Source organism: Zavarzinia marina (assembly GCF_021568905.1).
GTDB lineage: Bacteria > Pseudomonadota > Alphaproteobacteria > Zavarziniales > Zavarziniaceae > Zavarzinia > Zavarzinia marina.
In genome coordinates, this window is sequence record NZ_JAKGSB010000001.1 from 191,504 (window position 1) to 215,657 (window position 24,154).

The following is a 24,154-nucleotide window of genomic DNA, read 5'->3' on the forward strand; positions in this document are numbered from 1 at the left end:
ACAGGGGGGCCGTCATGGCGCGAATTGTTCCATGAGGATGCGTTCGCCGAGGGCGCCGCCCGGATCGAACAGCAGCTTCAGGGTGATCTCGCGGTCTTCCTCGATCTCGACCTCGGCGACGTCGCGCACCTCGGCATTGTCGGCGACGGCGGAGACGGGGCGCTTGTCGCCGCCCTGGGCCTCGACCCGCACCACCGCCTCGTGGTGCAGCAGGGCGCCGCGCCAGCGCCGGGGCCGGAAGGCGGAGATCGGGGTCAGCGCCAGCACGCCCGCGTTCAAGGGCAGGATCGGGCCATGGGCCGAGAGATTATAGGCCGTGCTGCCCGCCGGTGTCGCCAGCAGCAGCCCGTCGCAGGTCAGCGAATCGAGACGCATGCGGTTGTCGACGAAGATGCGCAGCTTGGCCGCCTGATGGGTCTCGCGGAACAGGGAGACTTCGTTGATGGCCAGCGCCTCGTGGATGCGGCCGCTGCGGGTACGCGCCTTCATGCGCAGCGGATGCAGGCTCGAACTCTCCGCGACCGACAGGCGCAACAGCAGATCGTCCTCGGCATAGGGGTTCATCAGGAAGCCGAGGGTGCCCTGGTTCATGCCGTAGATCGGCAGGTGCCCCTTGCCCAGATCTTCCTCCATGACCCTGTGCAGGGTCGAGAGCATGAGCCCGTCGCCGCCCAGCGCCACGATGACGTCGGCATTGGCGCCGGCCTCGCCATAACGGTGGCGCAGGCGCTGCAGGGCGGCCTGGGCTTCCAGCGTGTCGGAAGCGACGAAGGTGATACGGTCGCGGGCCATGATGATCGGATCGGGCGGGATGGACTCAGCCGCCGGTGGTGCTCATGTGACGGGCGAGGGCCGGCGGCGCGCCCAAGCGGTCGATGACGAAGTCGTGGCCCCTGGGCTTCCGGGCGATGGCGGCATCGATGGCCTTCGCCAATGCCGCATCGTTTGCCCCGCTGCGCAGGACCGCGCGAAGATCGGCAGAGTCTTCCTGTCCGAGGCACATGTAAAGAGTGCCGGTGCAGGTCAGGCGAACGCGATTGCAGGATTCACAGAAGTTGTGGGTCAGCGGCGTGATGAAACCGACGCGCCGGCCCGTTTCCGCGACATGGACGTAGCGCGCCGGCCCGCCCGTGCGATGGCCGGAGGGGGCGACGGTCCAGCGCGTGGCGATGCGCCGCTCGACCTCGGTCAGGGGCAGGTAATGTTCCGTCCGGTCGCCGTCGATGTCGCCCATGGGCATGGTCTCGATGAAGGTGATGTCCATGCCTTCGCCATGGGCCCATTCGATCAGGCGGGGGATCTCGTCCTCGTTGACGCCGCGCAGGGCGACCGTGTTGATCTTCACCGCGATGCCGGCGGCCTGCGCCGCGCGGATGCCGTCCAGCACCGGCGCCAGTTCGCCCCGCCGCGTGACGGCGCGGAAACGGTCGGGATCGAGGGTATCGAGGGAGACGTTGACGCGCCTGACGCCGGCCGATGCCAGATCATCGGCGAAGCGCGCCAACTGGCTGCCGTTGGTGGTGAGCGTCAATTCGTCCAGGTCGCCGGTCCGCAGGTGGCGGCCGAGGTTCCGCACCAGACCCATCACGCCCCGGCGCAGCAGGGGCTCGCCCCCGGTCAGGCGCAGGCGCCGCACGCCGCGCGCGACGAAGGCGGAACACAGGCGGTCCAATTCCTCCAGCGTCAGCAGGTCGGACTTCGGCAGGAAGGTCATCGCCTCCGCCATGCAGTATTGGCAGCGGAAGTCGCAGCGATCGGTGACCGAGACGCGCAGATAGGTGATCCGCCGCGCGAAGGGATCGATCAATGGGGCCGAAGCGGCGCGAGGGGCCTGGTTCACGGTGCCGTCCATGGCCTCTATATGGCATGGAACGCCGCCGCCCGCCATCGCCGGCCGCCTCATGCCAGATCCGCCCCTTGCTTGACCTTTGCCCGGCGATGCCCCAACCATCGCGCCAAAGGGGAGGGACGATGACCGCACGGCACATATTGGCGATCGACCAGGGCACGACGTCGACGCGCGCGATCCTGTTCACCGAAGCGGGCGTGCCCGCCTTCGAGGCGCGGCGCGAACTCCGCCAGATCTATCCGGCCGAAGGCTGGGTGGAACATGATGGGGACGAGATCTGGCAGGCCGTCCTCGCCACCGTGCGCGAGGTTCTGGCGGAAGCCGGGCTCTCGGCCCGCGACGTCGCCGCCATCGGCATCACCAATCAGCGCGAAACCACGTTGGTCTGGGACCGCAAGACCGGCCAGCCGCTCTACAAAGCCATCGTCTGGCAGGACCGGCGCACCGCCGAGACCTGCGCCGCGCTTCGCGCCAAGGGGGCGGAGGCCCTGGTCGCCGAACGCACCGGTCTCGTCGTCGATCCCTATTTCTCCGGGACCAAGCTCGCCTGGATCCTGAACCATGTGCCCGAGGGCAGGCGCATGGCGGCGCGGGGCGAGATCGCCTTCGGCACCATCGACAGTTTCCTGATCTGGCGCCTGACCGGCGGCCGGGCTCATGTCACCGACGTCACCAATGCCGCCCGCACCATGCTGTTCGACATCAACCGCCAGTGCTGGGATCCGGACCTGCTCGACCTTCTCGGCGTGCCCGCCAACGTGTTGCCGGAGGTGCTCGATTCGGCGGGCGACTTCGGCCGGACCGAGGCGGATCTGTTCGGTGCCTCGATCCCGATCTGGGGTGTCGCGGGCGATCAGCAGGCGGCGGCGGCCGGCCAGGCGTGTCTATCGCCCGGCGACATCAAGGCGACCTATGGCACCGGCTGCTTCGTCCTGATCAATACCGGCGAAGGCGTGATCCCGTCGCGTCACCGCCTGCTGTCGACCATCGCGCTGCGCCATGGCGGGCGTTCCACCTATGCCCTCGAAGGTTCGATCTTCGTCGCCGGCGCCGCCATCCAATGGCTGCGCGACGGGCTGAGGCTGTTCAAGGGCGCCGCCGAGACCGAGGCTCTGGCACGGAGCGCCAGGCCCAATTCCAGCGTCTACATGGTGCCCGCCTTCACCGGTCTCGGCGCGCCCCATTGGGATGCCGGGGCCAGGGGCGCGATTCTGGGCCTGACGCGGGATACCGGCATCGCCGAGATCGTGCGCGCCGCCCTCGAATCCGTCGCCTTCCAGACCCACGATCTGATCGAGGCGATCGGCAAGGACATGGCGGCGGAAGGCCGCGCCGGACCGAATGCGCTCCGCGTCGACGGCGGCATGGTGGTGAACGACTGGGCCATGCAGTTCCTGGCCGACATGCTGGGCATCCCCGTGGAACGGCCGGCGGTGACCGAGACGACGGCCCTGGGCGCCGCCTTTCTCGCCGGGCTCGGCGCCGGGATCTACGGCTCGACCGATGCCATCGCCCGCGCCTGGCGCCTCGAACGGCGTTTCGAGCCGCGCCTCGGCGCCGATGAGCGGGGCGCCCGTCTCGAAGGCTGGCGCCGGGCGGTGGGGCGCGTCCTGACGGCGGATTGACCTGTTGTTGCGGCGCACATTACCATCCGCCGACCGTGCGGGGGATATCATGAACAGATCGACATGCGCGCTGGCGGTGGCTGCCGGCCTCGCGCTCAGCCTTCAGGCCGGTGCCGCAAGGGCGGAATACCGCTCGCCCAGCGACCTTCGGGACACGTTCACGATCGTCCTCGAGAACGACAAGTTCAACAAATCGGACAAATGGTACACCAGCGGCGGCAAGCTGACCCTGTCGAAGCCGATCCCGGCGGAACGCTTCATCCTCAGCCCGCTGATCGACGCCAATCTGTGGGTCTTCGACGATCGCGGACGCAGCCGCTGGGAACTCTCCATCGGCCAGAACATCTACGAGCCGGAGGACGAGCAGCTCAACCCGCCCGATCCCCTGGACCGGCCCTATGCCGGCTGGCTCTACCTCTCCGCCGCCGCGGTGGCCGAGAACCGGCACCAGCAGAACATCCTCGAAGTACAGTTCGGCGTCGTCGGGCCCTGGTCGCTGGCCAAGGAATTCCAGGACCTGACCCACGAGATCATCGGTTCCGACGAATCCAAGGGCTGGGGCCATCAGCTCTCGAACGAGCCGGGCCTCGTCGTCGGCGTCTCGCGGCGCTGGCGCTCGTCGCCCGCGACCTTCCTCGGCAATGTCGCCTTCGATGTCGTGCCCCATGTCGGCGCCGCCGTCGGCAACGTCCAGACCTATGCCGAAGCGGGCGCCATGGTGCGTCTCGGCTCGAAGCGGGCCCTCGCCAGCGATTTCGGCGTGCCGCGCATCCGTCCGGCCGGGGGCGCGGCGGCGCCCGCCATGGGCCGCAGCTTCGGCTGGTACGTCTTCGCCGAGGCGGACGGCTGGGCGGTGGCGCGGGACATCTTCCTCGACGGCAATACGTTCGACGACTCGCCCAGCGTCGACAAGCGGACCCTGGTCGGCGAATGGAGCGTGGGCTTCGTCGCCCATGTGCCGGGCGGGCGCCTGACGGCGGCCTATGTCAAACGGACGAAGGAATTCTCGGACCAGCCCGAAGCCTTCGAGTTCGGCAGCGCTTCCGTCACCTTCAATTTCTGAGGATCAGCCGATGGCCGCGGCGGCCCCGGATCCCGTCGCCGCGCTGGTCCGGGCGCGCAGGGCGTCCGGCTCGCGTCCCGGCGCGCGCGACGACGGCTGTCGTCTCGCCCTCTGCATCGAGGGCGGGGGCATGCGCGGCGTGGTCGCCGGCGGCATGGTCTCGGCGCTGGAGGCGCTGGGCCTCGTCGACTGCATCGACGTGGTCTACGGCACCTCGGCCGGGGCCTGCGCCGGCGCCTATATGCTGGCGGGGCAGGCGCTGCAGGGCACCTCGATCTTCTACGAGGACATCAACAATCCGACCTTCCTGCGCATCGGGCGGGTGCTGATCCGCCGCCCGATCATGCGCGTCGACTATCTGATCGACCATGTCATGCGGCGGTCCCGCCCGCTGGATACGGCGGCGGTGCTGGCCTCTCCCATCCCGCTCGTCATGATGACGACCGACGTCGAGACCGGGAAAGCCCATGCGCTCCGCGATTTTCCGGACGGCGATTCGGTGCTCGAGGGCCTGCGCGCGACGACCCGCTTGCCGCTGGTCGCCGGCATGCCCGTCACCTGGCGCGACGGCCGGCAATTGGTCGACGGCGCCCTGACCGAACCCATCGCCGTCGAGACGGCGGCGGTGGAAGGGGCCACCCATATCCTGGTCCTGACCACGCGCCACGACATCGGCACGGTCGATGGCGGCAAGGTCCGGCCATGGTTCGCGCGGATGCTGGCGCGCCATGTCTCGCCCGCCGTGGCGGACGCCTATCGGGCCCGGGCGGCGATCTATGCAAGGTTGTCGGTGATCCTGGCATCGGACCATGTGCCGGTCGCGGGCGCCCCCTATCTGACGGTGGTCTCGCCGACCGGGCGCTGGCGCAAGGTCTCCAAGATCGAGAAACGCTCGGGCAAGCTGGTGCGGGGCGCCGACGCCGGCTGGGCCGCGGTCATGCGATGGGCGGGGGAAGAACCATCCCCCTATCCCGATACCCCGAGCCGACGGCTTCGAAAGCGCGGACGGCCGCGCCGCTTTCGCGTCATTCGCCGGCTGCGCGGTCTTGAACGGCGCGAATGAGCTGTGCGACACAGGGTGAAGTCGCGGCGAACGGGGGACGAGAGCGCGTGATGAACGACAGGGTCCGGCGTCGTCGTGTGGTTTTCGTCAGCGGTTTCGATCCGCGCGGTGCCCGGCACTATCACCAGCTCTGGCGGGACGAGGCAGCCAAGGCGGCTGCCAGCCACGGCCCCGACGTGACCTTCACGCTCGGCAACAGGCGCAAGCACGGCGACATCGTGGTCGAATGGCCGGTGACCGGCAATCTGCCCTTCAAGGGTGCGGCGGCCGAGGTCGAGACCCGTTTCGACTTCCTGCGCTGGGACGATGTCGCGCGCGAACTCTGGCCCAAGGCGGCCTGGCCCTTCATCCGGGATACGCTGCGCACCATCATGCGCGGCATCGGTATCGGCTATTTCGCCCGGCTCTATCGGGTGCGCCGGCTCTATCTGCTGACGCTGTTCCAGCCGGTCGCGGTGATTTTCGGGATCTTCGCCGGGCTCTACCTGGCGGCCGCCGTGCCGGCGGTGATCGGTTTCGCCCTCTCGGGCCTGTCCTGGACCTGGGGCCTGCTGGCCGGGCTGCTCGGCTTTGCCGGGCTGCCGATCATGCTGCGCCGGCTGGAAAAGGGTTCGGTGCTGTGGCGCGGCCAGCTCAACAATTTCTACACCCACCTGATCTATGACGAATCGCCGCTGATGCAGGCGCGCATGGACGAGATGGCGGAGGCCATCGCCGATCTGGCGGCGGAAGGCGGGGTGGACGAATTCCTGGTGATCGGCCACAGCGTCGGCACCACCGTGGCGATTTCGGCCTTCGGTCGCGCCTTGCTGCGCCGGCGCGACGCCTTCGACGGCATCCCCGAGATCGGCTTCGTCACCCTCGGCTCCATGGCGCCGCTGCTGGCGATCGAGCCCAAGGCCGACTGGTTCCGCCGCGAACTGGCGGCGATCGCCCTTGATCCCGCCGTCACCTGGGTCGATTCCGGCGCCAATTACGACGTCGTCTGTTTCGCCCGCGTCGATCCCCTGGGCATCGCGGGCATCGAACGGCCGGACGGCGCGCGCAACAGCCCGGTCCTGGTCACCCCGCGTTTCCACGTCCTCTACGACAAGGCCGAATATGAAGCCCTGTGCCGCGATCCGGCGCAGATGCACACCCAATATCTGATGGCGACGCCCAAGGCCGGGCGCTGCGACTTCATGGCGCTGGCCGCCGGGCCCCTGTCGCTGAAAGATCGCTTTCCGGAAGCCAAGGGCCCCTGGGCCCCGGCGCCGCGCAAGCAGGGGAAGTGACATGACCGGCTTCAGACCGCCGAAACCCGAGCCCAAACCCGGCGGCCTGCCCTTCTGGAAGGTGCTGCCGACCTGGTTGCGCGACGGTCTCGCGGTCCTGTCCGACAAGGCCTATCGCATGAAGATGGGGCAGTTCCGCTTTCCGACGCGGCGCTTCTTCATGCTGAACGATCCCCCGCTGATCCGTCAGGTGCTGGTCGAACGGGCCCAGGATTTCCCGAAGAGCGACATCCTGGGCTTCATGCTGAAGCGTCTGATGGGCGATTCCATCTTCACCTCCAACGGGGCCACCTGGCGGCGCCAGCGCGCCATGCTGAACCCCGCCTTCGAGGCAACGCGGGTGCGCCTGGTGTTCGACCAGATGCGCTTCGCCACCGAGCGCATGATCGAGCGCCTGGACACGATCGCCGACGGTTCGCCCCAGGACATCGACATCGAGACGACCCACGTCACCGCCGACATCATCCTGCGCACGATCTTTTCCGAAACCCTGGACCGCGAGCGGGCGGAGCGCGTCTTCACCGCCTTCAACCGCTTCCAGGAGATCGCCTATGGCCTCGGCATGTGGCGGGTGTTCCGGGTGCCGACCTTCCTCTTCGTCGCCCGCAACCGCGAGGCGGAGCGCATGGCGCGCGAGATCAAGGGCCTGCTGGCGCCCATGATCCAGCACCGCCTGGATCGCATCGCCGCCGGCGAAACCCCGCCGGAACGCGACTTCCTGGCCGCCATGATCGAGGCCCGCGATCCCGAGAGCGACGAACCCTTCGGCTTCTCCGAACTCTACGAACAGGTCGCCATGCTGTTCCTCGCGGGGCACGAGACCTCGGCCTCGGCGCTCGGCTGGACCCTGTTCCTGATCGCCTCCCAGCCTGAGGTGCAGACCCGCCTCCATGAAGAGGTGACCACCGTTCTCGGCGAGCGGGAGCCGGCCTTCGGCGATCTGCGCGGGCTGTCCTACCTGCGTGACGTGTTCCGCGAGTCGCTGCGCCTCTATCCGCCGGTCGCCTTCTTCGCGCGGGCGACGGCCGGGCAGGAATGCATGCGCGGCAAGGACATGAAGCCCGGCTCCATCGTCTTCGTCTCGCCCTGGATGCTGCATCGGAACATCGACGCCTGGGAGCACCCGGACGAATTCGACGCCGACCGTTTCCAGACCGAGAAGGGGGCGGAAGCGGCCCGCAACGCCTATCTGCCGTTCAGCATGGGGCCCCGCGTCTGCCTGGGCGCCGCCTTCGCCCAGCAGGAGGCGGCGCTGATCCTGGCCAGCCTGATCCGCCGCTACCGCTTCGAGCCGGTCGCCGGGCGGGAGCCGAAGCCCGTGGCGCGCCTGACCCTTCGGGCCGAGAACGGCATCTGGCTGCGCATCCATCGCCGCGAGGCGGCGTGATCGGCCTCCTGCTCTGGCTCGGCGCCGCCTGGGCCCTGGGGGCGGGGCTGGTCACCCTCTGGTCCGCCAATCTGATGCGTCGCCGCGTGCCCCCGCTCGCCGAGGTGCCGGCGGCCGACGTCTTGGTGATCATCCCGGCGACCGGGCCGCTGCCGCGCCTCGAGGCCCTGGTGGCGGCACTGGACGGTCAGCGGCCGCGCCCCGCCCGCGTGGTCTTTTCCGTCGAATCCGAGGCCGATCCCGCCCATGCCCGGATCGCCGGCCTGATCGCCGCGCGGCCGGCTTCGGCGGTCCCCCTGTCGCTGGTCGTGGCGGGGGAGGCGGAAACCTCGTCCCAGAAATGCCGGAATCAGGCGGCGGCGCTGCGTGCCCACGGCGATGCGCCCTTCATCGTCTTCGCCGATGCCGACATATTGCCGCCGCCCGACTGGCTGGCCCATCTGCTGCGCCCCCTGGCGCGCAATGCCGCGGACATCGTCACCGGTTATCGCTGGCCGCTGCCGCTGGACCATCGCGCGGGCACCGTCTTCGGCGCCTGGATCGACCGGGCGGTGGCGGGCCTGCCCAAGCCGAACCGGGGCTGGCTCACCTGGGGCGGTTCCATCGCCCTCTCCGCCAAGGTGGTGGAACGTCTCGATCTCGCCGAGATGTTCGAACGGACATTGTCCGACGACCTGGCCCTGGCGGGGGCGGCACGGGCGGCGGGCTTGCGCATCATCTTCCGGGGCGCCGTGCTGGTGCCGACGCCGTTCCATCATTCGCTCGCCTCGCTGCTCGGATTCGGGCGGCGGCAGTATCAGATGTTCCGGATCTATCAACCCTGGCTCTGGGCCTGGGCGGGGGCGACGGTCGCGCTGAATTTCGTCGGCAGTCTGGCGCTCGTCGCCCTTGCGCTCGGTGGCGGCGCGGGGTTGGCGGCCTGGGCGGCCGGCGCGACGCTCGCGCTGCTGGCGGATCGGGAGCGCCGCATCCTGGCACGTCGGGCCGGCATCGAGGCGCGCGGCGTGCCGGCGGCGGAGGGGCTGCTGCGCCTGATGCCCCTGGTTCTGCCGCTGGTCCACGGCCTGCATCTGGCCGCCGTCGTCCTCAGCGTCGAGCGGGGCCGGGTGGTCTGGGGCCATTGCACCTATCGCATGACGGGGCGGCGTGTAACGTCCATCGAAAGACAGCCGTGGTCGTCTAAGGTTCCCTGACCCACCAAGGGGAGGATTCGACGATGGCGGAATATACGCTCTATTGCTTCGCTCAATCCGGCAATGCCTACAAGCCGGCACTCTTTCTCGAACTGGCCGGCGCCGCGTGGGAACCCCGGTTCGTCGACTTCTTCAACGGCGAAGGCCGCACCCCCGCCTTCCTCGAGAAGAACGAGATGGGCGAGGTGCCGGTGCTGGAGCACGGTCCCGTCCGGCTCACCCAGTCGGGTGTCATCCTCGACTATCTGGTCGAGAAACTCGGGCGCTTCGGCTGGGCCGACGATGCCGAACGGCGCGAGATCCTGCGCTGGATCCTGTTCGACAATCACAAGTTCACCAGCTATATCGCGACCTACCGCTTCCTCCTGAACTTCATGCCCAAGCCGCCGGCGCCGGAAGTGCTGGATTTCCTGAAAGGCCGCGTGCGCGCCGCCTGCAAGGTCTTGGCGGCGCATCTCGAAAACCGGGATTTCGTGGTCGGCGCGGCCCCGACCATCGCCGACCTCTCGCTCGCCGGCTACGTCTTCTTCGAGGCGGAATACGGCATCGAATGGGCCAGGGACTTCCCCTCGATCCACGCCTGGGCGGAACGCATCAAGGCCCTTCCGGGCTGGAAGCATCCCTATGACCTGATGCCCGGCCATCCGCTGCCGGGGCGGGCTTGAGGATACGTCGTCCCGGCCTTTCGCCGGGATGACGGACCTCGGGCTTCACTCCAGCGGGCCGACGGAGTCCTCGACGGCGTCGATGATGGCGCCGGACTTGGCCAGGGTGACGATCGCCGCCATCTCGTTGTGATACCAGCGGTCGCCGTCGAGCGCCGGCAGAATCTCGGCGCGAATGGCATCGAGGGCGGCCTGGGTGCCGGTGCCGAGGGGGTGGTCCTTGGCGAGGTCGGCGACGAGGGAGAGCGCCTGAGCCGCCATCAGGGCTTCGGTGGCGACGATCACTTCCGTGTTCTCGACGATGGTGCGGGCCTTTCGCGCGCACCAGGTGGAATTGGAGACGTGATCTTCGGCGTTGCTCTTGCCCGGGATCGAATCGACGCTGCCGGGCGTCGCCAGGTGCCGGTTCTCCATGACCAGGGCCGACATCGAACATTGCACGGTGGCGAAGCCGGTGTTGAGGCCGCGCTGGCCCGCCAGCAGGTTGCGCGGCAGGCCGTAGGACATGGTGGGATCGACCAGCCGCGCCAGGCGCCGTTCCGAGATCGAGCCGAGATCGGCCATCGAAATGCCGAGAAGATCCATGGCCTGGGCGACATAGGCGCCATGGAAATGGCCGCCGGAAATCACCGTGTAACCGCCGTCATCCAGGGCGAACATCAGGGGATTGTCGGTCGCCGAATTGATCTCGGTCGTCACGATCCCCTCGACATAGTCGAGGGCCTGGGCCACCGGCCCGTGGACCTGCGGCGCGCAGCGCAGGGAATAGACGTCCTGCACCCGGGGCGGCGCCTTCGTGCCCGGGGCGCGCGTCTCGTCCGGAAAGACGACGTCGCGGGCCGCCGGACAGCAGCGCGCGGAATCGCCGATGAGACGCATGACATTGCGCGCCACCTTGGCCTGGCCGGCATGGGGCCGCGCGGCATGGACGCGGGGATCGAAGGCCGCCTTCTCGCCGCGCAGCGCCTCGAGGCTGAGGGCGAGCGAAATATCGGCGAGCTTGGCGATGCGGCGCGCATCATGGGTGGCGAGCACGGCGAGCGCGAGCGAGACGGTGGAGCCGTTGATCAGGGCCGAGGCATCCTTGGCGCCCAGCTCGAAATCGGGCGCGAAACCCGCCTTCGCCAGCGCCGTCCGGGCCGGCATGCGCTTGCCTTTGTAGATCGCTTCCGCCTGGGGCAGGCCGGCCACCGTCGCCGCCAGATAGGCGAGCGGCGCCAGGTCGCCGGAGGCACCGACCGATCCCTTCGCCGGGATCACCGGGTGGACGCCGGCATTCAGGAGCGCGATCAGGCGCTCCACCACCTCGACCTGCGGCCCCGAATAGTTGGAGGCGAAGGCATTGGCCCGAAGCAGCATGGTGGCGCGGGTCACGTCCTCGGCGAAGGGCTCGCCCACGCCGGTGGCATGGGCCAGGATCGATTTCACCTGATAGGCCGCCATGTCGGCCATGGGCACGCGGATTTCCTTGAACAGGCCGACGCCGGTGTTGAAGGCGTACATCAAGGGCGCGTCGTCATGCATCCAATTGGCTTCGATGAAGGCGCGGGCGCCGGCGATCGCGGCCCGGGCGTCGGGATGCAGGGTGGCCTTGTCGAAACAGCCGTCGGTGCCGGGGCGCGCGACTTTCACCACGCCGCCGATATCCAGTCGGCGGCCGTCGATTTCTACGGTCATGGGGAGGGGGTCCTGGTAGGCGGTGTTCAGGCGGCCGGGCGTTCCTCGTTGGGGCGGGTCAGCCGACCGGCATCGAAGTGGCGGATGAAATCAAGAAGGACGCGCATGGACACGTCGGCGTCCGCCACGGTGATCGCTTCGGCCGGATTGTGGCTGATGCCCTTTTCGCACCGGACGAAGATCATGCCCACGGGGCACAGGCGGGAGAAAGCCATAGCATCGTGGCCGGCGCCGGAAGGCAACTGCCGGACTTCGACGCCCGCCCGGGCGATGGATTTGCCGATCGCCTCGATCAGGGCGGGATCGCAGCGGCAGGCCGCCGCCTCGTGGGTCTGGGTGATGGAAATGTCGACGCCGCGCGCTTCCGCGATCTCGCCGATGCGGCGGTCGATGTCGGCGACGGCGCGGCGCCGCGCGGCATCGGAAGGCGAACGCACGTCCATGGTGAAGCGCACCAGGCCGGGGATGACGTTGACGGCGCCCGGCAGCACGTCGACACGGCCGACGGTCGCCACCAGATCGGGTTCGGCGCCACCCCGCGCCTCGACCGCCAGCATCATCTCGGCGGCGGCGGCGAGCGCGTCGCGGCGCAGGTGCATGGGCACAGTGCCGGCGTGATTGGCGGTGCCCCGCACCTCGACAGACAGGCGGCTGGCGCCATTGATCGCGGTGACCGCGCCGACCGGCAGGCCGGCGTCCTCGAGCACGGGGCCCTGTTCGATGTGGAGTTCGACGAAGGCGAGCACCTGTTCGCGGCGGCGCGCCACCTCGGCGACACGGTCGGGATTGCAGCCGAAGGCGGTCAGCGCCTGGCGGAGCGTGGTGCCCTCCTTGTCGCGCAAGGACAGCGTGGTCTGGTCGAAGGTGCCGGCGACGGCGCGCGAACCCGACAGGGTCACGGGAAAGCGAACGCCTTCCTCGTCGCCGAAGGCCACCAGTTCGATCGCATAGGGGAAACGTTCCCCGTTGCGGTTCAATTCCTCGATACAGCCGAGTGCGGCGAGAACGCCCATGTTGCCGTCGTATTTGCCGGCGTCGCGCACGGTGTCGATATGGCTGCCCATCATCAGGCAGGGCGCGTCGGGCGTCAGCCCCTCGTAGCGGCCGACGACATTGCCGATGGCATCGATCTGGGCGGTCATGCCGGCATCGCGCATCCAGCCGAGCAGTTCCTCGGCGGCGGCCCGATGCTCGGGCGAGAGGAAGACGCGGGTCAATGTGTCCGGCCCGTCCTCGGAATGCCGGGCAAACGCTTCGAGCCGCTCGTAGAGCCGCTGTCCGAGGGAGATATCATTGACCGACTGGCGCATGGGAAAAAGATGGGGTGGTAAAGGCTTCCTGTCTTCCGGCCGGTTTGCCAATGGTCCTTCTTCGATTTTCGAACAATCGCCTCAACCGCCCCGGACGGCGGCGAGCGTCGTCCGGGTCGAGATCACCTCGATCGACAGTTTCAGGCACAGCAGCGCGGGCTGGCCCGAAGCCGTCGCCGCGAGCGCCCGGTCGAGCGCCGGGGCGAAGTCGGCGGTCCGGCTCACGGTCTCGCCGAAGGCGCCGTAGGCGGCGGCGAGCAGGGTGAAATCCGGGTTGATCAGGTCGGTGGCGACCACGCGGCCCGGGTAGTGGCGTTCCTGATGCATGCGGATGGTGCCGAAGGAGGCATTGTCGATCACGAGGATCAGGGGGGCGGCGCCGTGTCGGATGGCGGTCGCCAGTTCCTGCCCGGTCATCATGAAGCCGCCGTCGCCGACGAAGGCGACCACGGGGCGTTCCCCCGCGCATTCGATGGCGGCGGCGACGGCGGCGGGCACGGCGTAACCCATGGCGCCGTTGCACGGGCCGAGCTGGCTCCTGAACCGGCGATAGCACCAGAAGCGTTGCAGCCAGCCGGAAAAATTGCCGGCGTCGTTGACCATCACGGTCTCGGCCGGCAGGACCTCGGCCAGACGGGCCATGACGGCATTCATGTCGAGGGGGCCGGGGCAGGGCGTCGGCACCGTGCCCGCCACATAGTCGCCGCGCACCGCCTGCGCCCAACCGTCCCAGGCGGTGCCGGGCGCGGGCAGGGCGGCGGCGGCGGCGGCGAATTCGCCGGGGCCGGCATTGATGGCGAGGGCCGGCTGATAGACCCGGCCCAGTTCCGCGAGATCGGCATGGACGTGGATCAGCGGCACCCGCGGCACCGGGATGTCGACGAGTTCATAGCCCTGGGTGGAGATTTCCGACAGGCGCGTGCCGACGGCGAGGATCAGATCCGCCTCGCGCACGCGGGCGATCAGCCGCTTGTCGACGGCGGTGCCGAGTTCGCCGGCATAGACGGGAAGATCGTTGGCGACGATGTCCTGGCGGCGGAAGGAACAGGCGGTGGGCAGGTTCCAGGCCGTCGCGAAGCGCCGGATGTCGGCCGCCGCCGCCTCGCTCCAACCCCCGCCGCCGACGATCATCAGGGGCCGTTTGGCCGCCGCGATCAGGCGCCCGGCCTCGGCCACCAGGGCGGGATCGGGAAAGGGCGCGAGGATCGGCGCGGGCGGCGCGTCGGCGACGGCGACCATCTCGCTCAGCATGTCCTCGGGAAGGGCGATGGCGACCGGGCCGGGGCGGCCGCCGGCAGCGATCCTGAAGGCGCGGGCCATGATCTCCGGCAGGCGGCGGGCGTCGTTCACCTCGACCGCCCATTTGGCGGTCCAGCCGAACAGGCGTTCGACGTCGATTTCCTGAAATGCCTCGCGGTGGCGCATCGCGCGGCCCACCTGGCCGATCAGCAGGATCATCGGCGTCGAATCCTGCATGGCGGTATGGACGCCGATGGCGGCATTGCAGGCGCCGGGCCCCCGCGTGACGAAGCAGACGCCGACCTCCCCGGTCAGCTTGCCGTGGGCTTCCGCCATGAAGGCGGCGCCGCCCTCCTGGCGGCAGACCACGCTCTCGATCGAGTCGGCATGGTCGTGCAGGGCGTCGAGGGCCGCGAGATAGCTCTCCCCCGGGACCAGGAACACCCGCCGGACCCCGTTGATCGCCAATTGGTCGACGAGCACGGCGCCGCCGCTGCGTTCCTGGATGGTCATTCTCTGCTCCCGCTGGATTCGGTCGGCATTCTAGAGCCGCTTTCGCCGCCACGGAAACGGAGCGGGGGCGAAACCGCGGCCGATTGCCGTTAGGCTGTCGGCGCGAAGGAAAGGACATGTCATGCAGGTGAACAGGCGCCACATTCTGGCACTCGCGGCGGGGGGGCTGGTCCATGCCGGTCTGCCGCCCGCGTCGGCCAGGGTGCTGCCCGTCCTGCCGGCGGGGTTGCGGCCGATCGGCCATGGCCGCGTGGTCGAAGTGGTGGACGGCGACACGGTCCGGCTGGACACGCGCGAACAGGTGCGTTTCGTCGGCACCCAGGCGCCGAAACTGCCCCTCGGCCGGCCCGGCTATCCGACCTGGCCCTTCGCCCGTGAATCACGGGCGCATCTGGTCTCGCTGGTCGGCGGGCAGCGGGTCTCGCTTCATGCCGGCGGGGCGGCGCGCGACCGTCACGGCCGCATCCTCGCCCATCTGGTCACGGACGACGGCACATGGATCCAGGGCGCGATGCTCGAGGGCGGCTTCGCCCGGGTCTATACCTTCAAGGACAATCGGGTGCCGGCGCGCGCCATGCTGGCGCTGGAGGCGGCGGCACGCGAGGCGCGGCGCGGGCTCTGGGCCGATCCGACCTATCGCGTGCGCCAGGCGGGCGAGCCGGATCTGGCCACGCTTGCCGACGGCGTGCCGGGCTATCATCTGGTCGAAGGCCGCGTGCTCGACGTCGGACGCTCGCGCGGGCGCTGGTTCCTGAACTTCGGGCGCGACCACCGCACCGACTTCACCGCCACCATCGCGCCGGAGGACGCCGACCTCTTCGCCGACGAGGGCATCGACGTCCATGGCCTCGAAGGCCGCCGTGTCCGCATCCGCGGCTGGATCGAGGATCGCAACGGCGCCTCGATCGACGTCACCCACCCGGAACAGATCGAGTTGTTCTGAGCGTCTGACCCGATCCGCCGCCTTCAGGCCGCTCAGGCCTCGATCCAGTCCTCGACCGTGCCGTCGGGCAGGAAGCAGGCGGCGACCAGCTTGCCGCCGAAGCCGCAGCCGCCGTCGATGGTGGCGCGATGGGCGCCCATGGCGGGCCCGCCGCCGGTGCGGTCGTAGCCGCGGACCACCATGTGGAAGTCGCCGTAGGGTTCGGCGTCGATGGGAAAGCCGACGCCGGCACCCCACCAGAAGGTGTCGCGCTGTTCGCTGAGCGGACGGCCGGTATCGAGGCCGGCGTTGACGAAGAGCAGGCCGGCCTCGGCTGCGACGGCATAGCGCCGCAGGCCCGAAAGGATCTCGTCGTGGCCGGGATGGTCGTGGACCGCCTGCTGAATGCGCGCGGTCCAGCGCGTGATCGCCAGAATGCCGTCCCGGCAATGATTGTGCCCGCTCTCCGGATCGATGCCATAGGACTGCAGGGTGGCACCCACGCCCTGTCCCACCATCCAGTAGAGCACTTCCCGGGGATTGGGCGCGAATTGCAACTGGGTCAGTTTCACCCACATCTCTTCCTGCGCGCCGCGCAGGTGGACGACGTCCCAGGGCTCCATGCCCGGCAGGCCCATGAAGTGGCGGCGGAAGGCCAGCATCTCGTCGATCGTGTCGGCGGCGGCCGGTCCATGGCCGATCATATTGCCCAGATAGACCAGGCGGTCGCCCTGGCGCAGCCGCGCCGCCATGTCATCGTGGAGGCGGGTCAGGCGCTCGATCTCGGCATGGACGGCGCCGACGCACCAGATCCGGCGCGGACGGTCGATCCGTCCGTAGATCTCGCTGCGCGCGCTGGCCATAACCGTCATGGAACCCCACGGGATGCACCGCGCCGTCGGGCCGGCGCGGCGAATCGGCAATTCAGGAAACTCGTCCTAATTCTACCATGTCTGGGGCGGCGGGCGAGGGGGCAACACAAGGGATGGTGTGCGCCTACCGTGCTTCGGGCGAGAAAAAAGGCGGCGGCATCGCTGCCGCCGCCCCCTTTCGTCGAAAGCGCCTCGAAGGCGGGGATCAGGCCGCGCGCAGCACCTTTTCCAGGCGCTCCACGGCGGCGTCCTCGTCGATCTTCTCGACCGCCGCCACTTCCCGGGCCAGACGGTCCAGTGCCGCCTCGTAGATCTGGCGTTCGCTGTAGGACTGTTCCGGCTGGCCGGCGTTGCGGTGCAGGTCGCGCACCACTTCGGCGATCGAGACGGGGTCGCCCGAATTGATCTTGGCCTCGTATTCCTGGGCGCGGCGGCTCCACATGGTGCGCTTCACGCGGGCGCGGCCCTTCAGCACGGTCAGCGCGGCCTTCATGGTGTCGGGGCTCGACAGCTTGCGCATGCCGACCGACTGCGCCTTGCCGCAGGGCACGCGCAGGGTCATCTTGTCCTTGTCGAAGACGATGACGAAGAGTTCGAGAGCGAATCCGGAAATCGTCTGGCTTTCGACGGCCACGATCTTGCCGACGCCATGCGCAGGGTAAACGACGTGATCGCCGACCGCATATTCGATCTGCACCTTCTTCTTCGTCACGACAGCCATTTTTCGTCCCATCTTAGACGGATAGACAATTTGCCTCTTACGGCCGAGTCCGTCGGGTCTCGAGGCCGCAGGCACAAGCACTGTTTGCCAAGGCGGTCAGCGCGGAACCGTACCCAGGACAAAACGGCCGCGCGCGCTGCAACTGTCGCGACGGCGGCAGGTCTGTCCGAAGGGGCGGTTATCCAGGGAGGATGAGCCGACCGGGCTATCTATATATCATGCGGCGCGGCGAAATTGAAGGGATTGTCACTTTGCCCCTTGACACGGCGCCTCAAAAATTCCAAACGCGAGGATTGTGGCCGGCGCTAAGTCATTGAGTCTTTTCATCAACTCGTAATGCTAGCGTTATTTCGCCACAGGGCCATGCATGCAGCCCATGGCAGTAGACCGCCGCGGAACAGGCGTCCGCGGCGTCATTTCCAGCCGATTTCGGTTGCGGCGCGGCAAAATCGCCTGCCGCGCTTTGGGGCGAAGGCTCAGTCCTGCGCGGCCGGCTTGGGCGAAAAGAATTTTTCCAGCTTGTCGGCGACGCCCTTGAAGCTGTCGGCGTCGGCCATGGCGTCGATCTTGCGGGTGATGTTCGGCCACTGGCTGGCGTAATCGCGGTTCAGTTCGGCCCATTTCTCGATACCGTCCTCGGTATCGGGGAAGATCGCTTCCGCCGGGCATTCCGGTTCGCATACGCCGCAATCGATGCATTCGTCCGGATTGATGACGAGCATGTTCTCGCCTTCATAGAAGCAATCGACCGGGCAGACTTCGACGCAGTCCGTGTACTTGCACTTGATGCACTGTTCGCCGACCACATAGGTCATCTTCGTTTCTCCATCCAGCCGGGCGGTCAGTCCTCGAGACCGAGCCTGCGGCGTACTCTCTTGCGCGCGGCGCCGCTGACCGCGTCCTCGACGTAGATCAGGCCGGCGATGCGGCGCATCAGGTTGGCTTCGCGGGCGTGTTCGGTGCCATCGGCATAGATCACTTCCCACAGCCATTCGATCAGTTGTTCCCGGCCGGCCTCGTCCATGCCGTCCTTGACCGCACGGGTGAAGCGCAGCAGCTGGGCGGATTCCGCCTGGCGCTTGCCGGCCGTCGCGAGCAGCGTCCTCGCCCCCTCGGGGTCGAGGTCGAAACGGCGGACGAGGATCGCCTGGATCGTATCCAACTCGGCGTCGTCGACGCTGTCGTCCTGGGCGGCGGCCTCCAGCAGCAGCACGGCGGCGGCGAACGGCAGGTCCACCGCAGCCTTCCGCGGGGGCTCCTCGCCCTTCAAATATGACAGCAATCGTTCAAACACCGCGCTTGCCTATCACGCGCGGCGGACGACAACAACCCTGTGCGGAATGCGGAATTGTCGCGGCGGATGATCGGCGGGGCTTATAGGTCCGGCTTCAGCACCATCAGGGCGAAGATCAGCACCACCGCGCCGAAACCGGGCCAGCCGAGGATGAACCAGCGGCGGAACTGCCGGTGGTAGGCGGCGGGCAAATCCGATCCCGCCGCGACCGCCGCCTCGGCGATGTCGCGCATGTCGCGCTGGATGAAGACCACGGGGATCCAGGCCGCCCCGGCGATCCCGTAGAGGACGAGGCTGGCGGCGATCCAGGGCTCGAACAGGCTGAAACCCGCCATGTGCAGAAGGGCGAGGCCCGACAGCGGCTGGACGATCACGGAAGGCGTGGTGAACCACCAGTCGGCCCAGACCACCTGGGCCGCGACCCTGGCGACGACCACGGGGCGTCCGTCGCGATGGGCCATCAGCATCTGGAACGCGGTGCCTATGCCGGTGCCGAAGACCACGGTCGACGACAGCACATGCAGCAGCTTGACCAGCATATAGGGATCGGCGGCGATCATCGGTCGTGGTCCATGCCGGCCAGGGCGACGGCGGCGGCGATCACCGCCAGATTCTTCAGAAGGGGCCCGAAGGGATCGAGCCAGAGCGCGGGCAGGCCGATGCCGAGCACGAGCGTATAGCCCGCGACCACGGTGACCTGGGCAAAGGCGGTCCATCCCGGCCTGTAGCGCAGGAGGACGGCAAGCCCGATGGCGATGTCGACGAAGCAGAAGCCGTAACCGGCGATGAGCCCGGCCGCCGGCCCGAGGCCGATGGCGGCGGCGGTCGCGATCATGGTGGAGGCCGGAACCAGCAGGCCGAACAGGCCGGACAGCAGCCAGACCAGCACCAGGGCCGCCCGCAGCGCGGGCCGGGCGAAATAGGTCCGTGCCTGCCAGCGCGCTTCCGGCGGCACCGGGGTTTCGGCGAGGCTGGCGGTGAAACCGCGCGGGTGCCGCCCCATGGCCTCGGCATAGGGCGCGGGATCGCCGTCGTTCCCCGCCAGCAATTGGGTGAGGGCGGTGGTCGACATCGGCCCGCCGAAGAGATCGCCGAAGCGGCACGCCAGGCGGACCAGGGGCAGCGGCAGGCGCAGGAAGGGGGCCGGCCCGCCGCCCAGCCAATGGCGCAGCACGGGCAGGATCTCGGCGAGGCCGACCCGTTCGGGCCCCATGGGTTCGAGCACGAGGCGGCTCACCCGGCCATCGGCGACGAGATCGGCGATGTCGGCGGCTAGGTCCTCGGCATGGATCGGGTTGAACGCGGCGGCGCCGTCGCCGACCAGGGGGATCGCCAGGGGAAACAGCGCCAGCGCCCGTATCAGTGCCGTGCCGCCGTAACCCCCGGCGCCATGGACCAGGGAGGGTTTCAGGATCACCCAGTCGAGCGCGCTCGCCATCAGGGCGGTATCGCCGGCGCATTTGGTGCGGGCGTAATCCGTATCGGCATCGGGCCGGGCGCTGATCGCCGAGACATGGACGACCCGGCGCACCCCCGCCGCTTCGCAGGCGGCAAAGAGCGCGGCCGGGCCCCGGTGGTGGACGGCGTCGATCGGCTGTCCCGGCCGGGCCTGGAGGATGCCGGCGCAATTGACCACCGCGTCGATCCCCGCCAGCCGGGGCGCCCAGGCCGAGGCTTCGACGTCGCGCGCCAGATCGACACGGGCATGGCCGAGGCGCGGGTCGGGCGAGGGGGGGCGCGGCGGCCGGCGCATGGCCACGGTCACATGGTGACCGCGCTTCACCAGCGCGGCGACGACATGGCCGCCGATGAAACCGTTACCGCCGAGGACCAGAACATTCATCGTGCTTCCCGTAGCTTCCCTTCGCCGGGCATTGCGGATGCCGCAATCCTCAGCCGCCGGGCGTGATGTCCTCATAAAGGGCCTGGGCCTCGGGCGCCGGGCCACGCCGCGTGCCGAGACCAAGGACGCGGATCACCCGCGGCGCCGGCCCGAAGCTGAAGGTCAGCACGTCGCCGACACGGATGTTCTGATGGGCCTTCAAGGCGGGCTGGCCGTTCAGGCGGACGCGTCCCGCCTCGGCGTGATCGGCGCCGAGGCCGCGCGTCTTCACGAAACGCGCGTGCCACAGCCATTTGTCCAGGCGGATCGCGGGCCCGGACGTCTCCGTCATTTGCCGCCGAGTTTGTCGCGCAGCGCCATCAGCTTGGCGAAGGGCGAATCCGGATCCACCTTCGGCGGCGGCGGTTCGCCGCGGCGCGGCCGGTTCTGGTGGTGCTGATGGTGGCCCTTGCCGCCCTTCGGGCCCTTGTGCGGGCGCGGGCCATGGCCGCCCGGCGTCTCGTGCCGGGCCTGGGGCTGAGCGGCAGGAGCCGCATCGGCCTGCTGCGCATTCGGCGGTGGCGCGGCCCCCTCCTCGCGCGGAGGGCGGGGCTTACGCTTCTTCTTGCTGCGCCGGTCGCGGGGATCGGGATGTTTCTTCGGCTGCGGCGCGAAGGACCCGATCAGCTTCGGCTCGCCACCCTCGGTTTCGCCTTCGCCTTCCGTGGCCTCCAGGTCGGCCGGTGCCGCGTCGGCGGCTTCGGGCGCCATCACCGCTTCGATCTCGGCGGCGCCGGTCGGGGCGGCCTCGTCGCCGGTCACTTCAGCGTCGGGGGCGGCGTCGATGGTCGTCTCTTCGCTTTCGGCCGGCGCGGCTTCGGTGGGCGCGGCTTCGGTGGGCGCGGCCCCGTCGGTGCCGGGGCTGCCTTCCGCCTGGGCGTGGCGCGGCTTCCGGCGCCGGCGGCGGCGCTTGCGCGGCTCGCCCGGCTGGCCCTCGGCGGTCACGCCGTCCTCACCTTCGCCGGCTTCGACTTCGCCTGTCTCCCCTTCGCGGGCCTCGACTTCCGTCTCCCCGGCCGCTTCGCCTTCGGCATCCGGTGCCGGCGGGGCGGCGGCGGGTGCCGGGGCGGCGGCGGGCGTGGCCGGGCGCGGGCGGCCCCGGCGGCCGCGAATGCGATAGCGGACGCTCTCGTCCTCCATCGTCAGCTTCTCATAGCCGAGGGCGCGCATGACGGCGGCGAATTCCTCGTTCGAGCAGCCGACGAGGCCGGTCAGCTCGCCGGTCGGGACGATCATGTCGTCGCCCTGCTTGTCGCGGAGCGCCTGGTCCAGGCGCTCCAGCATGTCGATGCGGATCGCCTTGGCGCCGCAGCGACGGAAGCCGGCGACGGACAGCCATTCGTCGGGCGTGCGGCCGTCGAGGGGATAGGCGACATGGCCGGCCGCCGGCGGCGTCACCGAACCCTCGCCCAAGGCGACGGCGCGCAGCGTCAGCTTCATCTGCGTCGCCTCGGGCTTCAGCAGCGCGGGCAGATAGATCGTCAGCTTGCCGAATTTCACGCCCAGGCGGCGCAGGTCGGCGCGCGCGGGCTGGGGCAGGGCATCGAGTTCCTGGGCGATGTCGCGTCGGGAAAGGGCGCCCAGCGCCTCGCCCAGGCGGAAGGCCAGGCCGCGCGCGGGGCCAGGCAGTTCCTCCGCCGTCTGCAGCTTGATCAGGGCGCCGAGCACGGCGTCGATACGGGCGGCGACGAAGCGTTCCAGGCGGTGCAGCACGCGCTCGCGCTGGGCGCCGTCCAGCAATTCGTGGGGCAGCAGATGAACCCGGGGATGCAATGTGTCGCGCCCGGCCAGCAGCCGCGCCAGCACCGTGCCGTCCCACAGGATGCGGCCGTCCGGGTCCAGCTTGAAGACCTCGTCGCCGGCCGCTTCCAGTTCCTCGGTGCGGCGCACGACCTCCGGCCCCAGCGCGCGATTGGCGGCGGCCATCACGGCCTTGCCGTCGGTGCCCTCGGCTTCCGGATCGGGGATGAATTTCAGACCAGACATGCGACCCACATACTCCCCTTCGACGAGAACGTCACCTGCGGAGTCGACCGCGCCCAGCAACTCGTTCTCGCCTGCCAGTCTTCTGATCAGCGCCGACGATCGCCGGTCGACGAAGCGTTGCGTCAACCGTTCGTGCAGGGCGTCCGACAGCCGGTCCTCTATGGCCCGGGCTTGTTCCTGTAGCGGTTCCGGACGCTCAAGCCAATCCCCCCTGTAAGAGACGAACGTCCAAGTTCTGATGTGGGCGAGGCGGGTCGCCAGCATGTCGATGTCGCCCTCGGTATCGTCGAGGCGATTCAACTGGTCCTCGACCCAGGGATGAGGAAGGCGCTCGTCGGTGCAGAGATGGCCGTAGATGCGGCCGAGAAGGCGGACGTGGACATCCGCCATGGTCTTGCGGAAGTCGGGGATCTGGCACACCTGCCACAGCAGTTCGACCCGGCGCCGGCCCTGGGCGAGCGCGCGGATCGCCTCGTCCTCGGCCATGGCGCGCAGGCTCGACTGGTCGTCGGCGTCGCGCACGCGCATCAGACCCGGCAGGGGCGCCTGACGCTCCAGGCTGGCGAGCAGGGCGGGCACGGTGGAGAAATCGAGTTCGGCGGACCGCCACTGCAATTGCCGCACCGGGTCGAAGCGGTGGTTCTCGACCCGGGACACCATGTCCTCGTCGAAGGGCTCGACGCCGGCCGTGGTGCCGAAGGTGCCGTCGCGCATGTGGCGGCCGGCGCGGCCGGCGATCTGCGCCACCTCGGTCGGGGTCAGGGGGCGGTGGCGGCGGCCGTCGAACTTGTCGTGGGCGGCGAAGGCGACGTGATCGACGCCGAGGTTCAAGCCCATGCCGACGGCATCGGTGGCGACCAGATAGTCGACCTCGCCCGCCTCGAACATGGCGACCTGGGCGTTCCTCGTTCGGGGCGACAGCGCCCCCAGGACGACGGCGGCGCCGCCGCGCTGGCGCCGGATCGCCTCGGCCAGCGCATAGACGTTGTCGGCGGAGAAGGCGACGACGGCCGAACGCCGGGGCAGCCGCGCGAGCTTTCTGTAGCCGGCATGGCTGAGGGTCGAGAGGCGCGGCCGCGTGATGAAGGCGGCATCGGGAATCAGGCGCCGGATCACCGGGCGCATGGTCTCGGAGCCGAGGAACAGGGTCTCGGACAGGCCCCGGGCGCGGAGCAGGCGGTCGGTGAAGACGTGACCGCGCTCCAAGTCGGTGGCGAGCTGGATCTCGTCGACGGCCAGGAACTCGAAGGCGCGGTCCTGGGGCATGGCCTCGACCGTCGCCACCCAATAGCGCGCGTCGCGCCCGACGATCTTCTCCTCGCCGGTGACCAGCGCCGCCGAATGCTCGCCCTTCAGGCGGACGATCCGGTCATAGACCTCGCGCGCCAGAAGACGCAGCGGCAAGCCGATGACGCCGGTCCGGTGGGCCAACATGCGCTCGATGGCGAAATGGGTCTTGCCCGTGTTGGTCGGCCCCAGGACGGCGGTGACCCGTCCCTCGGCGACCACGGCGGCGGTCGACCGGACAGGGCGATGAAGCGACGACATGATGCCTGAAGATCGGGTGTTGCCGGCGGATTCTCAAGCGCTTCGTTGCGCCGGCCTCCTAACCCCGGTTG

Annotated in this window: 21 protein-coding genes; 8 read left to right on the forward strand and 13 right to left on the reverse strand. The window is 69.2% G+C overall.

The window, feature by feature from the left end:
• Positions 1-12: 12 nt before the first annotated feature.
• Both L2U69_RS00885 and moaA read right to left on the reverse strand, forming a co-directional pair.
• The gene (locus L2U69_RS00885) at positions 13-792 is read right to left on the reverse strand and encodes an NAD kinase (RefSeq protein WP_236104462.1); all 780 of its coding nucleotides are present in this window, start codon (positions 790-792) and stop codon (positions 13-15) included.
• Positions 793-817: 25 nt separating this feature from the next.
• The gene (gene moaA / locus L2U69_RS00890) at positions 818-1,852 is read right to left on the reverse strand and encodes a GTP 3',8-cyclase MoaA (RefSeq protein WP_236105726.1); all 1,035 of its coding nucleotides are present in this window, start codon (positions 1,850-1,852) and stop codon (positions 818-820) included.
• 119 nt (positions 1,853-1,971) lie between these two features.
• Here moaA and glpK point away from each other — a divergent pair, with 119 nt between their 5' ends.
• From glpK to L2U69_RS00925, 7 genes are read left to right on the forward strand one after another with little or no spacing between them, the layout of a single operon-like run.
• A complete protein-coding gene (gene glpK, locus L2U69_RS00895) occupies positions 1,972-3,474 on the forward strand; it encodes a glycerol kinase GlpK (protein ID WP_236104463.1) in 1,503 nt (500 codons plus the stop codon).
• A gap of 49 nt (positions 3,475-3,523) precedes the next feature.
• Positions 3,524-4,537, forward strand: a complete 1,014-nt coding sequence (locus L2U69_RS00900; protein WP_236104464.1) for a lipid A deacylase LpxR family protein — start codon at positions 3,524-3,526, stop codon at positions 4,535-4,537.
• Between the two features lie 10 nt (positions 4,538-4,547).
• On the forward strand, positions 4,548-5,600 hold the full coding sequence (locus L2U69_RS00905; RefSeq protein WP_236104465.1) for a patatin-like phospholipase family protein: 1,053 nt from the start codon (positions 4,548-4,550) through the stop codon (positions 5,598-5,600).
• A 50-nt stretch (positions 5,601-5,650) separates the two neighbouring features.
• On the forward strand, positions 5,651-6,874 hold the full coding sequence (locus tag L2U69_RS00910) for a hypothetical protein (protein ID WP_236104466.1): 1,224 nt from the start codon (positions 5,651-5,653) through the stop codon (positions 6,872-6,874).
• 1 nt (position 6,875) lies between these two features.
• Positions 6,876-8,261 carry a cytochrome P450 gene (locus L2U69_RS00915; RefSeq protein WP_236104467.1) on the forward strand — a complete coding sequence of 462 codons (1,386 nt, stop codon included), beginning with the start codon at positions 6,876-6,878 and terminating at the stop codon, positions 8,259-8,261.
• Positions 8,258-9,454: a glycosyltransferase family A protein gene (locus L2U69_RS00920; protein ID WP_236104468.1), complete on the forward strand. Its 1,197-nt coding sequence runs from the start codon at positions 8,258-8,260 to the stop codon at positions 9,452-9,454. The genes L2U69_RS00915 and L2U69_RS00920 overlap by 4 nt, the downstream gene beginning before the upstream one ends.
• Positions 9,455-9,477: 23 nt before the next feature.
• Positions 9,478-10,119 (forward strand): glutathione S-transferase family protein, encoded by a 642-nt coding sequence (locus tag L2U69_RS00925; protein WP_236104469.1) that lies wholly within the window; start codon positions 9,478-9,480, stop codon positions 10,117-10,119.
• Positions 10,120-10,164: 45 nt separating this feature from the next.
• Here L2U69_RS00925 and L2U69_RS00930 read toward each other — a convergent pair whose 3' ends face one another.
• The 3 genes from L2U69_RS00930 to L2U69_RS00940 all read right to left on the reverse strand — a co-directional run bounded on the left by L2U69_RS00930 (position 10,165) and on the right by L2U69_RS00940 (position 14,858).
• Positions 10,165-11,796, reverse strand: coding sequence for an HAL/PAL/TAL family ammonia-lyase (locus tag L2U69_RS00930; RefSeq protein WP_236104470.1), 1,632 nt, complete (start codon positions 11,794-11,796; stop codon positions 10,165-10,167).
• A gap of 26 nt (positions 11,797-11,822) precedes the next feature.
• Positions 11,823-13,106, reverse strand: a complete 1,284-nt coding sequence (locus tag L2U69_RS00935) for an allantoate amidohydrolase (RefSeq protein ID WP_236104471.1) — start codon at positions 13,104-13,106, stop codon at positions 11,823-11,825.
• Between the two features lie 81 nt (positions 13,107-13,187).
• Positions 13,188-14,858 (reverse strand): thiamine pyrophosphate-dependent enzyme, encoded by a 1,671-nt coding sequence (locus L2U69_RS00940; RefSeq protein ID WP_236104472.1) that lies wholly within the window; start codon positions 14,856-14,858, stop codon positions 13,188-13,190.
• Between the two features lie 121 nt (positions 14,859-14,979).
• On the opposite strand from L2U69_RS00940, the gene L2U69_RS00945 reads away from it, so the two are divergent.
• Positions 14,980-15,801, forward strand: coding sequence for a thermonuclease family protein (locus L2U69_RS00945; RefSeq protein ID WP_236104473.1), 822 nt, complete (start codon positions 14,980-14,982; stop codon positions 15,799-15,801).
• A gap of 32 nt (positions 15,802-15,833) precedes the next feature.
• On the opposite strand, the gene L2U69_RS00950 is transcribed toward L2U69_RS00945, so the two are convergent.
• From L2U69_RS00950 to L2U69_RS00985, 8 genes are all read right to left on the reverse strand, one after another.
• A complete protein-coding gene (locus L2U69_RS00950) occupies positions 15,834-16,652 on the reverse strand; it encodes a hypothetical protein (RefSeq protein ID WP_236104474.1) in 819 nt (272 codons plus the stop codon).
• Between the two features lie 205 nt (positions 16,653-16,857).
• Complete coding sequence (locus L2U69_RS00955) at positions 16,858-17,373, reverse strand: CarD family transcriptional regulator (RefSeq protein WP_236104475.1); 516 nt, start codon at positions 17,371-17,373, stop codon at positions 16,858-16,860.
• Positions 17,374-17,849: 476 nt separating this feature from the next.
• Positions 17,850-18,188 carry a ferredoxin FdxA gene (fdxA, locus tag L2U69_RS00960; protein WP_236104476.1) on the reverse strand — a complete coding sequence of 113 codons (339 nt, stop codon included), beginning with the start codon at positions 18,186-18,188 and terminating at the stop codon, positions 17,850-17,852.
• 26 nt (positions 18,189-18,214) lie between these two features.
• Entirely contained in the window at positions 18,215-18,610 is a 396-nt protein-coding gene (locus tag L2U69_RS00965; protein ID WP_236104477.1) for a tellurite resistance TerB family protein, read from the reverse strand.
• Between the two features lie 137 nt (positions 18,611-18,747).
• Complete coding sequence (locus L2U69_RS00970) at positions 18,748-19,227, reverse strand: DUF2269 family protein (protein ID WP_236104478.1); 480 nt, start codon at positions 19,225-19,227, stop codon at positions 18,748-18,750.
• Positions 19,224-20,510, reverse strand: a complete 1,287-nt coding sequence (locus L2U69_RS00975; protein ID WP_236104479.1) for an SDR family oxidoreductase — start codon at positions 20,508-20,510, stop codon at positions 19,224-19,226. The genes L2U69_RS00970 and L2U69_RS00975 overlap by 4 nt, the downstream gene beginning before the upstream one ends.
• Positions 20,511-20,559: 49 nt before the next feature.
• Positions 20,560-20,841 carry an RNA-binding S4 domain-containing protein gene (locus L2U69_RS00980; RefSeq protein ID WP_236104480.1) on the reverse strand — a complete coding sequence of 94 codons (282 nt, stop codon included), beginning with the start codon at positions 20,839-20,841 and terminating at the stop codon, positions 20,560-20,562.
• A complete protein-coding gene (locus L2U69_RS00985) occupies positions 20,838-24,083 on the reverse strand; it encodes a helicase-related protein (RefSeq protein WP_236104481.1) in 3,246 nt (1,081 codons plus the stop codon). The genes L2U69_RS00980 and L2U69_RS00985 overlap by 4 nt, the downstream gene beginning before the upstream one ends.
• Positions 24,084-24,154: the final 71 nt, after the last annotated feature.